This window comes from Rahnella sp. CG8 (assembly GCF_023701875.1).
Lineage (GTDB): Bacteria > Pseudomonadota > Gammaproteobacteria > Enterobacterales > Enterobacteriaceae > Rahnella > Rahnella aceris.
In genome coordinates, this window is sequence record NZ_JABAED010000015.1 from 1 (window position 1) to 15,288 (window position 15,288).

15 protein-coding genes and 1 pseudogene are annotated in these 15,288 nt (G+C 52.9%); 11 read left to right on the forward strand and 5 right to left on the reverse strand.

Translation table 11 applies throughout. The annotated features are described in order from the left end of the window. Positions 1-160: 160 nt before the first annotated feature. The 3 genes and pseudogenes from HGO41_RS14885 to HGO41_RS14895 form a co-directional block, all read right to left on the reverse strand. Complete coding sequence (locus HGO41_RS14885; protein ID WP_250981179.1) at positions 161-2,200, reverse strand: glycoside hydrolase family 31 protein; 2,040 nt, start codon at positions 2,198-2,200, stop codon at positions 161-163. Beyond that, entirely contained in the window at positions 2,197-3,576 is a 1,380-nt protein-coding gene (locus HGO41_RS14890) for a glycoside-pentoside-hexuronide (GPH):cation symporter (protein WP_014416564.1), read from the reverse strand. The genes HGO41_RS14885 and HGO41_RS14890 overlap by 4 nt, the downstream gene beginning before the upstream one ends. 726 nt (positions 3,577-4,302) lie before the next feature. Further along, positions 4,303-4,400: pseudogene (locus HGO41_RS14895) on the reverse strand (hypothetical protein); the annotation flags it as partial. A gap of 51 nt (positions 4,401-4,451) precedes the next feature. Between HGO41_RS14895 and HGO41_RS14900 the strand changes: the two are divergent. The 4 genes from HGO41_RS14900 (at position 4,452) to idi (ending at position 7,148) form a co-directional block, all read left to right on the forward strand. Further along, positions 4,452-4,871 (forward strand): MarR family winged helix-turn-helix transcriptional regulator, encoded by a 420-nt coding sequence (locus HGO41_RS14900; protein ID WP_013577895.1) that lies wholly within the window; start codon positions 4,452-4,454, stop codon positions 4,869-4,871. Positions 4,872-5,077: 206 nt separating this feature from the next. Continuing rightward, entirely contained in the window at positions 5,078-5,560 is a 483-nt protein-coding gene (locus HGO41_RS14905) for an Hcp family type VI secretion system effector (RefSeq protein WP_013577896.1), read from the forward strand. Beyond that, complete coding sequence (locus tag HGO41_RS14910) at positions 5,557-6,033, forward strand: DUF2778 domain-containing protein (RefSeq protein ID WP_014416566.1); 477 nt, start codon at positions 5,557-5,559, stop codon at positions 6,031-6,033. The genes HGO41_RS14905 and HGO41_RS14910 overlap by 4 nt, the downstream gene beginning before the upstream one ends. A gap of 581 nt (positions 6,034-6,614) precedes the next feature. After that, entirely contained in the window at positions 6,615-7,148 is a 534-nt protein-coding gene (gene idi, locus HGO41_RS14915) for an isopentenyl-diphosphate Delta-isomerase (protein ID WP_250981180.1), read from the forward strand. Here the strand turns inward: idi and HGO41_RS14920 are convergent. Beyond that, positions 7,101-7,637: a P-loop NTPase family protein gene (locus HGO41_RS14920; RefSeq protein WP_241917423.1), complete on the reverse strand. Its 537-nt coding sequence runs from the start codon at positions 7,635-7,637 to the stop codon at positions 7,101-7,103. The genes idi and HGO41_RS14920 overlap by 48 nt on opposite strands. A gap of 503 nt (positions 7,638-8,140) precedes the next feature. Between HGO41_RS14920 and HGO41_RS14925 the strand changes: the two genes are divergently transcribed. Then, entirely contained in the window at positions 8,141-8,398 is a 258-nt protein-coding gene (locus HGO41_RS14925; protein ID WP_014416568.1) for a biofilm/acid-resistance regulator YmgB/AriR, read from the forward strand. 59 nt (positions 8,399-8,457) lie between these two features. Here the strand turns inward: HGO41_RS14925 and HGO41_RS14930 are convergent, their stop codons facing one another. Beyond that, positions 8,458-9,315, reverse strand: coding sequence for an SDR family oxidoreductase (locus tag HGO41_RS14930; protein ID WP_013577902.1), 858 nt, complete (start codon positions 9,313-9,315; stop codon positions 8,458-8,460). A 120-nt stretch (positions 9,316-9,435) separates the two neighbouring features. Here HGO41_RS14930 and HGO41_RS14935 point away from each other — a divergent pair, with 120 nt between their 5' ends. From HGO41_RS14935 to HGO41_RS14960, 6 genes are all read left to right on the forward strand, one after another. Continuing rightward, the gene (locus tag HGO41_RS14935) at positions 9,436-9,852 is read left to right on the forward strand and encodes a winged helix-turn-helix transcriptional regulator (RefSeq protein ID WP_013577903.1); all 417 of its coding nucleotides are present in this window, start codon (positions 9,436-9,438) and stop codon (positions 9,850-9,852) included. Positions 9,853-9,970: 118 nt separating this feature from the next. Next, positions 9,971-10,537, forward strand: a complete 567-nt coding sequence (locus tag HGO41_RS14940) for an antibiotic biosynthesis monooxygenase (RefSeq protein ID WP_250981181.1) — start codon at positions 9,971-9,973, stop codon at positions 10,535-10,537. A 14-nt stretch (positions 10,538-10,551) separates the two neighbouring features. Next, entirely contained in the window at positions 10,552-12,432 is a 1,881-nt protein-coding gene (locus HGO41_RS14945) for an amidohydrolase (RefSeq protein WP_013577905.1), read from the forward strand. A 121-nt stretch (positions 12,433-12,553) separates the two neighbouring features. Beyond that, on the forward strand, positions 12,554-13,459 hold the full coding sequence (gene gcvA, locus HGO41_RS14950; RefSeq protein WP_112151509.1) for a transcriptional regulator GcvA: 906 nt from the start codon (positions 12,554-12,556) through the stop codon (positions 13,457-13,459). Positions 13,460-13,534: 75 nt separating this feature from the next. After that, a complete protein-coding gene (locus HGO41_RS14955) occupies positions 13,535-14,362 on the forward strand; it encodes a DMT family transporter (protein WP_013577907.1) in 828 nt (275 codons plus the stop codon). A 20-nt stretch (positions 14,363-14,382) separates the two neighbouring features. After that, a complete protein-coding gene (locus HGO41_RS14960; RefSeq protein WP_013577908.1) occupies positions 14,383-15,273 on the forward strand; it encodes an oxidoreductase in 891 nt (296 codons plus the stop codon). Positions 15,274-15,288 lie beyond the last annotated feature (15 nt).

A 15,288-nucleotide genomic window follows, 5' to 3' on the forward strand; every position in this document is an offset into this window, starting at 1 on the left:
TATTGGCATAAATGGGGGGATGGCGTACACTCCCGCCCCTGCGAAGGGGAGGGTTGGGGTGGGGTATTAAGGTCAAAAACTAAGGTCAGAGTGTATACGAAGATGGGGGTTGTCTGCTAAACCCCCTCCCCGCCTCCCCCTTCGCAGGGGGAGGAGCAGGTCAAATACCAAGTTCTCCTTTCACGTCTGCCCCCTCCCGCACAAACACCGGTATCCCGTCCAGTGGCGCGGAAGCCACTATAACCTCTCCTCCCTGATACCGTTCCCCATTCAGCCCCACCCAAATCTCCCCCGCCGGTAACCACACTTCCCGCTCGCGCTGACCGGCATACAACACCGGCGCGACCAGAATGTCTGCGCCAAGCATGTACTGATCTTCCACCTGCCAGCTTTCAGCCTGACCCGGATACTGATAGAACATAGTGCGCATCGCCGGATCGCCATTTTCATGCGCTTCCTGCATCACGCGGCTGATGTAAGGGCGCAGTTTTTCGCGCAGGAATAACCCGCTTTTCATCAGCTGGTAATTCTCTTCGCCGTAACTCCAGACTTCATTGGGTGCGCCGCTGTTGCATTGCGCAATGCCGTCACGCCACGGTTCTGACGGCTGGATTTGCGGTTCGCGGTAGCCATGTAAACGCATCACCGGACAGAATACGCCCCACTGGAACCAGCGGATCAGCAACTCATGAAACGCCGGATCATTCACATTCCCCCCCTGGAAACCGCCGATATCCGTCGTCCACCAGGGAATGCCCGCCAGCCCCATATTCAGACCGGCGGCAATCTGATTACGCAGCGCGTGGAAGGAAGAATGGATGTCGCCCGACCACGCCAGCACGCCGTAACGCTGGCTGCCTGCCCAGGCGCAACGCACCAGATTCACGATCTCGTGCTCACCTTCCTGCTGTAAACCGTCGTGAAAACCTTGCGCGAATTTTTGCGGATAGATGTTGCCCACTTCCAGCACCGGCCCGAGATGATAGCGATAGTTATCAAAATCATAAGCGCGGTATTCCGGCTCGGCTTCGTCCAGCCAGAAGGTGCGGATGCCCAGATCGTAATAGTTCTGCTTCACCTTATCCCAGACAAACTGACGCGCGCCGGGATGTGTGGCATCAAAGAAGGTACAGTTGCCGAGAAAATCCAGATTCACCGACACACCGCGATCGGTATTGACCAGATAACCTTTGGATTTCATTTCCTTATAATTGTCGGTGCGGCTGTCTACCGTCGGCCAGACCGACACCATAGTTTCGATGCCCAGCGATTTAAGCTCCGCGACCATGGCTTTCGGTTCCGGCCAGTCCACGGGGTCAAAACACCAGGTGCCCTGATTCGGCCAGTGGAAGAAGTCGATGACAATCACCGAAACCGGCAAATTGCGCCGCCTGTATTCACGCGCCACCTCCAGCACTTCCTGCTGCGTACGGTAGCGCAGTTTGCACTGCCAGAAACCGGTCGCGTATTCCGGCATTTGCGGCGCAGTGCCGGTCGCGCGGCCATACTGATGCAGGATGTCAGCGGGCGTGTCTCCGGCGGTGATCCAGTAATCCATCTGCTCCGTGACCTGCGCTTCCCAGCGGGTAATGTTTTTGCCGAATGTCGCTTCGCCAATCGCCGGATTGTTCCACAACATGCCGTAACCCAGGCTTGAAAGCATAAAGGGTACGCTGGCCTGCGAGTTACGCTGCGCCAGTTCCAGCGTGCAGCCTTTCAGATCCAGACAGCTCTGCTGGTACTGCCCCATGCCATAAATTTTCTCGTCCGGACGCGATTCAAAACGCACGGTTAATTGATGCTTGCCACCGGGAATGGCTTTAAATTCGCGGGCATCCATCTTCAGTGCACTGATGTATTTATCCTGACTCTTTTCCGTTGCGCCAATGCCCACAGTCGAACGCTGACGCCAGTACTCTTCGAGGATCAGTTCACCACGCAGGTTATAAAACGCCAGTTGCCCTTTGATATTCACCGTCGCGGTGATGTTACCGTTGCGCAGCGTCAGGGTTTCTGTGCTGTGACTGATTTCTGCTTGTGGCTGAGTGTCCGCGGGCAGCAGCGCCCACAACGAATCATTGAGTTCAGGACGGCAGGTGGCGCGCACGCGCAGGCTGTTCTCGCCCCAGGGTTCAATCACCAGCGTTTGCTGATCAAAATGCCAGAGGATACGGTTCTTTTCGGCGATTAATTCGCTCATGCGGACTCCTGTGTATGCAAGGTGGCCTGAGGTTCAGGCTCATGTTCCCGGGAAATTTTTGACTGATTGATTTGTTTCATGGTGGCGTCATTAAGCTTGTACCAGCGCATCGACAGCGCGCTGAACATTGACAGCACGCCCGGCACCAGCGAGAACAGCGCGATAATCGACAGCATCGCGACAGTATTCTGCTGTGCGGCATGCGGCACGTAACCGCTCATGCCCAGCGTCCAGCCGACCACTGCCCCGCTCACCGCCATCCCCATTTTGAGGATCGCCAGCAAGGTGGAAAACACGGTGCCATCCATGCGTTTGCCCTGTTTGTATTCGCCGTAATCCACCACATCAGACATCATCACCCACATCAGCGTGGTGGTGACCTGATAGAAGGTGGAGACCAGCAAGGTCATGCCCACCAGCAGGGAAATCCACGCCGGAACGAAGAAAATCGCCGCGCTCAGCGCACCGGTCAGAATGGCGCACAGTGTGAAGGCCGCGAGTTTGCTGCGGTTGCGGGTCAGCGGTTTAACCAGCAGACTGCCGAGACTTTTGCCGACAATGTGTGCCGCCAGCAGCCACATAAAGTAGCTGGCATTGCCGAGATAATAAGTGACGTAATACATCATTGCGCCGAGACGCACCACGCCGAAGGAGATGTTGAAGAAGATCAGCGCCGCCACCACCCGCCACTGATCGTTACGCACTAAGTCACGTAAATCGGAGAGAAAATTCTCATGTGTCGGCGGCGCGCTGATACGTTCTTTCGTATTGAGAAAACACAGCAGGAACATCACCACGGCAATCGACGCCATGATCGCCATCGCGCCAAAATAGCCGTCGAGTTTATTGCCACCGCCCATCATTTCCGCCAGCGGCATCATCAGGAATGTGGACATCGCGCCGCCCAGCGTAGCGAGGAAGAACCGATAGGATTGCAGGGAAATACGCTGGGTATTATCCGGCGTAATGATCGCGCCCATCGAGCAATAGGGAATGTTAATGGCGGTGTACATCAGCATCATCACGCAATAGGTGACGCTGGCGTACACCATTTTACCGCCCAGCGTCAGAGATTCCGGCACCGCATACACCAGTAAACAGCTTGCCCCGAAAGGTAACGCCAGCCAGAGAATATAAGGCCGGAATTTACCAAACCGGGTTTGTGTCCGGTCAGCGATCAGCCCCATCGCCGGATCCACAATCGCATCAGCGACGCGTGCAACAAGAAACATTGTCCCGACAAAGACTGCCGGTAATCCCACAACATCGGTGTAATAAAACGTCAAAAATATAATCACATTATCCAGACCAATATGGCTCGCCATATCCCCCAGACCGTAACTCACTTTTTCTTTTACGGATAACTTCGCAGTCATTTTTCGTCCTGCCTTTTGTAGGTTAAACACAAAAAAGTCAGTCCGTCCGTGGCCCGAGGACTTGTTATAGAATGGTTAAAAGCGAGTCACAATTACGAGATGTTATAAATTTCTTATGATTTTTGATTTGTGTGATACCGGTAACATGAGGAGGGGAAAGGATCTTGCAGTCCTTTGACCTGGCCTTTGAGTCAGGACCGTGGGTTGCCACCCACACAGGCTTCAAGGTCAAGGTCGTGGGCTAGCCGCCCACACTGGCCCAAAAGGTTTTAAACGAAACCCTTTGGAATCCTGCGTTTTTTAAACTGCGCGCTACCGCTGGACGCTATGTTTCAGGTACCGCAGTGACAGGCTGGAAATCTTGCCGCTGCGCGGTGCCTTCTCTCGGTCCCGGAGCCTTTGGTCTCCGGGACGCTCCGTTCAGCAAGATTTCTGAATCGCCTTTAGCTTTTTTAAAACCACAAGCAGTAAGGTTGCGCAGTAGAATCCGGAGGCCGGTTCCAAAATCACGCCGGACGAGAGGTGGAAAACCGCGTGTCTTTATACGCGGGTTGTAACCCGATGGGAGGGCACCGCGCAGCGGCGGGATTTTGCGGCTATCACATGGCTTTCTGAAACATAGTGTCCAGCGGTAGCGCGCAGTGAAAGAGCCCGGGATTCTCAAGGGGTGCGGCGATAGGCGCCCCTTGAGGCCAGTGTGGGTGGCAACCCACGGTTTTGACTTTAAAGGGTATTGAGCGCAATGCGCGCATCAGTAAATCCTTCCACATTATCGAAATACAGCGCGGGGCGCCTTCGCCGATACGGCCGGTGGCGTTCGCGCTTCAGAGATTGCTAAGATAGAGGCAGACCAATAAGAAATTCGGGAAGTGATGATGAGCACAGAATTGAGACAGGAAGCCTTTCACTTAATGCGCAAGGTTTTCCAGCAACACACCGCGAGATGGCAGCAGTGCATCCCGGAACTGACCAAACCGCAATATGCGGTGTTGCGCTCTGTCGCTGAAAATCCCGGCATTGAGCAGGTGCTGCTCACGGATGTCGCCGTCAGCAGCAAAGCGACACTGGCGGAAATGCTGGCGCGCCTTGAAACGCGCGGGTTGCTGGTCCGTGAAGCCGATCCGGCAGATAAACGCCGGCGTTTTATTACGCTGACGGCGGAGGGGAAAACGGTTCTCGCGAAAACCCAGCCCGTCGGTCAGCAGGTAGATACTGAATTTCTGGCAAGACTTTCTCCAGACGATCAACAGCATTTAGTCCGCCTGCTGAAGTCTATGACAGAGGATTCAGTATAACTTTGCCGTAAAGCCTTGCGGCTTGATGAGGTGAAGGCCCACTTCGTTCCATAATTCCAGTCATTAATCTGTATTCAGCGCCTTGCCCAGGTGAACGCTCACTGATAATAAACCTCTGAAAATCAACTTATTACGATATTCGCTAATTGTTTTCGGCGATTGATGGGCATAACTTATACCCTCAATCTCAAAAGGGACTTATCAAAATGGCAATACCCGCTTACCTATGGCTTAAAGATGACGGCGGCGCTGACATCAAAGGATCTGTCGATGTGAATGGGCGTGAGGGGAGTATCGAGGTTCAAGGATTTGGGCACGGCTTGTTTTTACCTACTGACAACAACACAGGCAAGATCACCGGTACTCGTGTACATTCCGCGCTGACTTTTGAAAAAGAATTCGATAGCTCATCGCCCTACCTTTACAAGGCCGTCGCAAAAGGCCAAACCTTAAAATCTGCGGAGATAAGGTGGTACAGGATCAACGATGCTGGTCAGGAAGCTGAATATTTCAATATGCTGATGGAAAATGTAAAGGTCGTTTCTGTTTGCCCGCTAATGCATGATTGCAAAAACCCTGCCACTGATAAACATAACCATCTTGAGTCAATTTCACTGCGTTACGAGCGGATCACGTGGAAACATTGCGATGGGAATATCATTTTTTCAGATGCGTGGAATGACAGATGATCAAGTGCATGTTTCGGTTAAACGGAGCGGGTATATCAACGCTAAGTTGCCCGGGAATTGGTTTTTTCCCTGCATACTCAGGCAATCCCGCACAGCGCAACGATCCTGAACAGACAGCGGTCAAAAACATAGGACCACTACCACCAGGCAGGTACTACATCGTATCCCGCCCTGTGGGGGGTTTAATGTACAAGCAGCGTGATTGGCTTAAGTCAATTGTCAGCGGTTCAGATCATGCAGCGTGGTTTGCATTATTTCGCGATGATAGCTTGATTGATGACACGACTTTCATTGAGGATGTCGAACGTGGAAATTTCAGATTACATCCGGCTGGATATCAGGGGACAAGTAACGGCTGCATAACATTTACCAGTAAGTCACACTTCGATATCCTTCGAGAAGCATTACTCAAGACACCAACCACGATGGTTAGCCCAACAATGAAAGCGTTTGGCACAGTGCAGGTGTACTAATGAAACCATACCAATATATTCTGATCTGGATGGCTGGCTCGGCGTCTTTTGTCGTAATACTCGTCACCATTTTCGCCTTAATACCCGAAAATATCGCGTACTCACTTTTGACAGAAAAAACAGGTTTTATAACAGAACAATCATGGGCAAATATCTTTATGACCTTTATCCATCTGACTTCATTCCTGTTGAACATTTCACTGATCTGGCTTGTCGCCTTTTTACTGAGAAAGAAAGAGTAATCAAAGCCCGGCGGCAAGCCGGGCTGGTATTCAATACAGTGATGCATGGAAGGACCGCTTATGGTGAATAACCAGGATGTATAGATTGGTATAACTCAGGATGGAATAAGACGGCTAAATGCCGGGTTTTTTACATGCACGGAAGATCATCAAACTCATCCGTAGTGGCATCGTTGAAGCTATGCGTAACAACACCGAAAATTATTGTCGTCCCTCGAAACCACCGCCATCGATCAGGATGTCTGACTCAGGCCGCATCAGGGGATGGATGTCAACGGAGAGTGAACGGTTGGAAGGAGGTTATACAGGGTCTATGATGGAGGACTAACGGGAGTTTTTATGATTGAAGAAGTCGTATTACTTGATGGTAAAAATCAACCGGCGGGCACCATGGACAAAGCGCTGGTGCATACCGGCCAGACACCCTTACATCTTGCTTTTTCCTGCTATATTCACAACGATCGCGGCGAAATCCTGCTGACACGACGCGCCCTGAGCAAAGTGGCCTGGCCCGGCGTCTGGACCAATTCTGTCTGCGGACACCCGCTGCCGGGTGAATCCCTGCGGGCGGCAGTTTGCCGTCGCTGTCAGTACGAACTGGGTTTATCCGTGGAGCAAATCACGTCGCTGGTTGACGAATTTCAGTATCGTGCCACCGATGCATCCGGGATTGTCGAAAACGAGCTTTGCCCGATATTTGCCGCTTTCACCCGCCAGCTCCCCGTACCGCTTGCTTCTGAAGTCATGGATTATCAGTGGGTTAAGCCGGAAGATTTGCTGAACAGCGTTCGGGCAACACCCTGGGCATTCAGCCCGTGGATGGTGTTACAACTGGGTCAGATCACGCAGGAAAACCTCAGTCTGCTGGGGTGATGTGAGGCGCACAAAGCGGACATGCTGCCAGTCAGGATCGTTAAACAAAGCCTGATACTGGCGACGATTTTTCGCGTAAGTTTTCAGCGTCCACAGAATAATTGAATCCCGGCTGAAGAAGCTTTTACGAAACGATTCGCGATTCCCCGTTCCCGCCCAGATTTCCTTTTGTCCCCATGCCCGCGTGGCGGCGCGTTTCACCGCCTGATATAACGTGCGCCCGAACGAATAATCCACCCACACGATCATATCGATTTCGCGCCATTTTACGGCCTGAGTACGTTTGTAATTTCCGTCAATCACCCAGCCGTCACTGGCCGCCAGTTTTTCTGTCAGACGGGCAAAAAATTCTTCATCCGGTGTGCCCTGCCAGTCCGGCTTCCAGAACAGCGCATCCAGTTCAATATAAGGAATATTCAGTTTCTGAGAAATGTTGCGCGCAAGCGTTGATTTCCCGCTTCCGCTGGTACCAATAACATTGATTTTCACCACATGATCCTTATCCGCTGCCGGATGTTGCATCTGGCCTGAAAAAAGGGCGCATATTATGCCGCAACATATTTCACTTGTACAAGCACATGAATTAAAGCCCGCAACCATTACGCACAGAACTTAGTTGTCGTGTGAATGTATTGCCGCTGCGAATGGATGAACTATTTGTGCTTTTTTTTCGATTGCTAGCAACAAAATCTAAAATATCTTGCAGCCATACCTGTACAGATTGGCAATCTTTGTATAACTTTCTGTTACCCCTGCTTCATCATTAGTCCGTCTTTTACGGGCGTATTCAGCCTGACCTTTGGAAGAAAAATTGGATTTCCCTTCTTCCAAAGGTTTTTTTCATGGCTGGGGTTTTCGTGATGCACAACACAACGATCAGATGAGTCAGGGCCGGAAATTGTGAAGAAAAACTTCACAATACTCTCTTTTCTGACTGGCAATAGGCACTTTTCACGTGAGACGAATCCGCTGAAAAGTTTAAGGAGGTCTACATGCAAATCGAAGCAGAACAAACAGTTACAGAAATCAGTGATTATTTAAATGTGCGGGAAACGCCGACATTAAGCGAAGTTGAGATCCTCGGGACTATTGTTTCAGGACTTCTCTCCAGCCACTATCCGGTGAGTAATAAGGCCATCATTGAAGGTCTGGTGCGCCATCTGGAACAGGAGACCAACATCAGTAATCAGCAAGGTTGCCGTAACTTACTGGAACTGGTGTTACTTTCCACGCAGGACGATGTGATTTAAAAAATATTACCGGCCTGTTAAAGATGATGTTAACAGGCCGGAGCGCAATAACTGTTTTGTTAAAGCGATTTCAGTGTCGCGGCGATCACATCTTTAGCCGGCGTGGTCGGACGACCAATCAGTTTGCTCAATGTATGAGAATCATCAAACAAGCCCCCTTTCTCTGCACCTGCATCAGAATCTGCCAGCATATTCGCCAGACCTTCCGGTAAACCGGCACCAAGCAGCGCTTTGGCAAATTCCGCCTCCGGCAGGTTGATGTAATCAACTTTTTTACCGGACTGACGGGCAATTTCAGCAGTGAATTCCGCCAGCGTGTAGGCTTCATCCCCGGCCAGTTCGTAGATTTTACCGGCCTGATTTTCCTGCGTCAGTACTGCCGCCGCGGCCTCAGCATAATCCTGGCGCGCAGCGGAAGAGATTTTTCCTTCACCGACTGAACCAATAAACGCGTTATGCGCCAGCGCCGGGGCGATACTCGCCGCATAGTTTTCGGTGTACCAGCCGTTACGCAACAGCACGAATGGAATGGCGGATTCGCTTAATGCTTTTTCGGTCGCACGGTGTTCAACACCCAGTCCCAGCGGACTTTTGTCTGCATGAAGCAGACTGGTGTAGGCCAGCAGTTTCACGCCTGCACGTTTTGCTGCGTCGATGACCGCGTTGTGTTGTGCTTCGCGCTGACCGACTTCACTGGAAGAAATCAGCAGCAGTTTTTCGACGCCTTTAAACGCAGAATCCAGTGTGGCGGGCTGGCTGTAATCGGCCTGACGCACGTCAATACCCAGATCTGCCAGATCCTGAGCTTTTTGCGGATTACGCACCGCGGCAATAATCTGATCAGCAGGCACTTTTTTCAGAAGTGCAGCAATAACGAGGCGGCCTAACTGGCCGGTAGCACCGGTAATTGCGATCATAATGGTTTCTCCAAAAAGTATTCGACAGATGATTTATGCTTTCAAGGCGCTAAAAATGTCGCCGTCAACACATCCTATGCGATACACTAACTTTTCGTAAGTACGTACCCTAAGGTTAGTATGAAAATAATTTCCTCTGAGCAACCCGCTGAACGTTTGCCACTGTCAGAACAAATCCGCCGGGGCGAAGTCCTGAATCCCAACTGCCCGTCGCGCGAAATCCTGCGTCACATCACCAGCCGCTGGGGATTACTGATCCTGATCGCGCTCAGCGATAACACATTGCGCTTTAGCGAACTGCGCCGCAAAGTCGGCGGTGTCAGCGAAAAAATGCTGGCGCAGACTTTACAGTCCCTCGAAGAAGACGGTTTCATCGACCGCCGTTCTTATCCGGTGGTGCCGCCGCATGTGGAATATTCTCTGACCCCCCTCGGCATCGAAGTAAAAGATCAGGTTGCCGGACTTGCAGACTGGCTGGAGTCGAATCTGCATCGCGTTATGAAACAGCGTAGCCTGCGTATCGTAGGTGCAGAGTAATTAACAAAAAAACTTAACAAGTCCCCAAAAATTCTCACCTATCATTGACTCTATCCACCGACTAACATCATTTCATTGATTCGATAAAACCTTTTATTTTAATCAGCTGAGGTGATGTATGTCCCCGTCCCAGACCCACAAGCAACATGTCACGCTCGTCATTACCCATAAGATTGCGCCAGCCAGCGAAGCGCAATATGAAGCCTGGCTGAATAAAATTATGCCACAGGCCAGTACCTTCCCGGGGCATCTTGGCGTCAACGTCATCCGCCCGAGCCGCAGCGGCGATGCTTATACCATTCTGGTGCGTTTCGACACGCTGGAAAATCTTAATGCATGGCACAACTCGGATCTGCGTAAACAACTGGTGGCGGAAGTCAGCCCGCTGTTGTTGCAAAACGACAGCACCGAGGTGCGTCCCGGTGCCGAATTCTGGTTCACCCCGCCAAGTGCGAATGTCCGCCCGCCCGCCCGCTGGAAACAGTATCTGCTGACATTGGGGGTAATTTATCCATCGACTCATATTGTGCCCTGGTTTTGGGGGCAGTGTTTGCCACAGCTTAAAGGCACCGAAGGCGGTCATTTACTCAATGACGCCACGGTCGTAGGGCTGGTGGTTTTCCTCTGGATGCCAATCGTTACACGAGTGTTCCATTCATGGCTGACGCGCGCTTCCGCGCAATAACAGGAGATTTTCCAATGAATTCAATAAATAATGTTGCTTCACTGATCCTGCTTAACGGCAAATTCCACACCGTTGACAGAGAAAAACCGCTGGCAAATGCTGTCGCAATCAAAGACGGTAAATTCCTGGCTGTCGGTACCGAAAATGAAGTGATGCAGTTTGCTGATGCGCAGACGCAGGTGGTGGATTTGCACGGACACACCGCCATTCCGGGCCTGAACGACTCGCACCTGCATCTGATCCGTGGCGGTCTGAATTACAACCTGGAATTGCGCTGGGAAGGCGTGCCTTCACTGGCCGATGCCCTGCGGATGCTGAAAGAACAGGCGCTGCGGACACCAAGCCCGCAGTGGGTGCGCGTGGTAGGAGGCTGGACTGAATTTCAGTTTGCCGAACGCCGCATGCCGACGCTGGATGAAATTAATCAGGCCGCGCCCGATACGCCAGTGTTTATCCTGCATTTATATGACCGCGCACTGCTCAACCGCGCCGCGCTCAAAGTGGTCGGCTACACCAAAGACACCCCCAATCCGCCAGGCGGTGAAATTCAGCGTGACAGCAATGGTAATCCGACCGGTATGCTGATCGCCAAGCCAAACGCGATGATCTTATATTCTACGCTGGCGAAAGGACCGAAACTGCCGCTGGAACAGCAGGTGAACTCCACCCGCCAGTTTATGCGTGAACTGAACCGTCTCGGCCTCACCAGCGCGATTGATGCAGGCGGCGGCTTCCAGAATTACCCTGAGGATTATCAGATCATCGATGAGCTTCATCAGAAAAATCAACTGACGGTACGTATTGCTTACAACCTGTTTACCCAGCGTCCGCAACATGAACTGGAAGATTTCGAGCTGTGGACCGACATGCTCAAACCCGGCCAGGGCACTGATTTCTACCGTCATAACGGTGCAGGCGAAATGCTGGTATTTTCAGCCGCAGACTTTGAAGATTTCCTGCAACCGCGTCCGGATTTACCGCCGGGAACGGAGGTCGAACTTGAACGCGTGGTGCGTCATCTGGTGGAGCACCGCTGGCCGTTCCGCCTGCATGCAACCTATGACGAGTCGATCAGCCGGATGCTGGATGTCTTTGAGAAAGTGAACAGCGATATCCCGTTCAACGGGCTGCACTGGTTCTTTGACCATGCGGAAACCATCACCGAACGCAACATCGAGCGCGTCAAAGCGCTGGGCGGCGGCATTGCGGTACAGCACCGTATGGCGTTCCAGGGAGAATACTTCGCTGAACGCTACGGTATCGAGGCCACCAAACATACGCCGCCGGTGGCGAAAATGTTGTCCGCAGGCGTGCCGGTCGGGTTGGGCACCGACGCGACCCGTGTTGCCAGTTATAACCCATGGACGGCACTGTACTGGCTGGTTTCCGGTCGCACCGTCGGCGGCATGGCGATGTATGACGACGCCGCCCGTATTGACCGCGAAACCGCGCTGATGCTGTGGACGCAGGGCAGTTCCTGGTTCTCCAGCGAACAGGGCAAGAAAGGTCAGATCAAAGTCGGGCAACTGGCCGATCTGGCCGTTCTTTCCGAAGATTTCTTCAGCGTGCAGGAAGAACGTATCAAGGGCATCGAATCGGTGATGACCGTGGTCGATGGCAAAGTGGTTTACGCCGCAGGCAGTTTCTCGCCGCTCGCGCCGCCAGCCATCCCGGTGCTGCCGGACTGGTCGCCGGTCACCACAGTGCCTGGGCATTACCGCTCTGCGCCGCCACAAGGTGCAGCGCGCGTCGGGCTGGTTCGTCAGGGGCATCAGTGCGTCGGCCCGTGTGGCGTGCATAAACACAGCCATGATATTGCCCGCGGTTCCGATGTCCCGGTGTCCGATGACAACGCTTTCTGGGGTGCGTTAGGATGTTCGTGCTTCTCGTTCTGACCCGTTGAGAACGACATGAAAATGGCCTGCATTGCAGGCCATTTTTTTCTGTCACCGTATCTTTTGCACACGCTCCGGCATACCCTGTTATGAGCATTAGCTCATTAACAGGAACTGAATGATGCGTGACCTTCCCCCTACAGCCACACTTCGCGCCTTTGAAGTCGCCACCCGCCACACGACGTTTACCTCAGCCGCAGAGGAGCTGTTTATTACACAAAGTGCCGTCAGCCATCAGTTGAAAAAACTGGAAGATAGCTGGGGCCTGCAGCTTTTTCAGCGTGGTAAAACCCTGAGCCTGACGCCTGCCGGTGCAGCGCTTGCCCCTCTGGTACGGGAATTCTTTAGTAAGCTTGAAACGACACTTGCCGATCTGCGTGAACAAAAAGGACGGGTGCGGCTGCGTGTCAGCACCACCTATTCTTTCGCGTTAAAGTGGCTGTTACCGCGCCTGCCGGAATTAGCACGTTTGCATCCGGAAATTCTGGTCTCGCTGGAAAGTACCGATAAAGCCATTAACTTCGCCAGCGCAGATTCCGATGTAGCGATCCGTTTCGGACACGGTAATTATGCGGCGCTGCATACAGAGTTTATGTTTCGCGAACAATTATTTCCCGTTGCCAGCCCCGCATTCTTAGCCGGTTTTGGTATACCCGCTGAACCTGCTGAACTGCTGCGTTTTCCGCTGCTGACGCGTGACGGGGCTGATCTGGTACCGAAATGGGATGCCTGGTTTAAGCAGGTCGGCGTGAATACTGATGTACTGCACGAAAGCGTGCGCTTCGCCGACACAAATATGACAATCGAAGCCGCGTTACTGGGTCAGGGCATTGCGTTAGCGCGCAGCGGCCACGTTGAAAAAGAAATCCATGATGGCAGTCTGGTCAGGCTCTTTGACGTCGTTTTCCCCTCTCCGGCCGCCTATTACTTTGTCTGTCCGGAAGGCATCGAGACGCAGCCGCACATCCTGAAATTCCGTAACTGGCTGCTGGCCGAATCACAGCAGGCGCAGCGCAGTTACCGTTGAAGTATGAGTTATTGCTCATACCACGATGACAACACTTCACTGTTAATCCGGGCACAGGCTGTTTAGCATCAGTACATGCCCGCTCATATTATTTTTCTGACCTTATTCGCCGCCCTGCTGCATGCCAGCTGGAACGCCTTATTACGCAGCGGAACTGACCGGTTGTGGTCGATGACCATCATGTGCGTGACGATTGCCGTTACCTGCGGGGTTATCGCGCTGTTTCTGCCACTTCCTGACTTCGCGAGCGCGAAGTATGCGGTGTTATCGGCCCTGCTGCATGTCGGTTACAACCTGTGTTTAATACGCAGTTATCAAAGCGGTGATCTCGGGCAAACCTACCCGATTGCGCGCGGTTCTTCGCCGCTGATGGTGACCTGTGGCGCAGCTCTGTTCGCCGGGGAAAAGATCGCCTTCAACACCCTTGTCGGCATCGCGCTAATTTCTGGCGGTATTCTGATGCTTGCCATGAGAAGCCGTAAACTGGCGATACCGGGCCTGAAATATCCCCTGGCCACCGGCGCTTTTATCGCGGCATACAGCGTAGTGGATGGTATTGGCGTGCGTGTCTCCGGCAATTCGTTTTCCTATACCGTGTGGATGAGCATGTTATGGGGAGTACTGATGCCAGCGCTTTATATCGCCCTGCGCGACACGAAAAGTTTACTGCGCTGGCGGCCCGGTTTACTCAGTGCGGCGGCAGGGGGTGTGGTGTCGCTGCTGGCTTACGGCATGATCATTTATGCCATGGTGGCCGCACCCATGGGCGCCGTCTCCGCGCTGCGCGAAACCAGTGTGCTGTTTGCCGCCGTTCTGGGTTATCTGTTTCTTGGTGAAACACTGACACTGAGAAAAATGCTGGCGTGTGCGGTAATTGCTACCGGCACACTGTTGATAGGTTAATCAAATCAGGAGAACTCGAGATGTCTGACCGCCCTGCTATTGCTCTGATAGGTCCCGGTGCGATTGGTACGACCATCGCTGCAGCACTGCATGAAGTTAACCGCACGCCGCTGCTTTGCGGGCGCACTGCGCATCCGCAATTAATTCTGCGTCATGATGACGGCGAGGTGGTGGTGCCAGGCCCGGTATTAATCAATCCGTCTAAGGTCCACTCTCCGTGTGATCTGGTTTTTGTTGCGGTGAAAACCACACAGGTGGCTGACAGCGCCGGCTGGCTTACCGCATTGTGCGATAAAAATACCGTTGTCTGTGCACTGCAAAACGGCGTCGAACAGAAAACCTCGCTGGAACCCTACGTCAACGGAGCAACAGTACTGCCTTCCGTTGTTTGGTTTCCAGCACAACGTGAGCCGGATGCCTCTGTCCGGCTGCGCGCAAAACCGCGTCTGACGCTGCCGGATGTGCCGCCGGCAAAACGGATCGCTGATGCGCTCAGCGGCACACGCTGTACGGTTGAATTATCATCCGATTTCCTCACGATCGCATGGCGCAAATTGCTGCAAAATGCGGTCGCGGGTCTGATGGTTCTCTCTAACCGCCGTGCCGGAATGTTCTCACGCGGGGATATCACGCAACTGGCACTGGCTTATCTGCGTGAGTGTCTGACTGTCGCGCGTGCGGAAGGTGCGGTACTCAGCGATAACGTTCCGCAAGAGATCGTTGACGGTTTTCATCGTGCGCCTGCGGACCTGGGCACTTCTATTCTCGCCGACCGCCAGGCTAACCGCCCGCTGGAATGGGATATACGCAACGGTGTCATACAGCGTTACGGTCTCGCGCGGGGTATTCCTACGCCCGTTAGCGACATTCTGGTACCGCTGCTGGCGGCAGGAAGTGAGGGGCCCGGCTGACGCCAATAAAAAGCC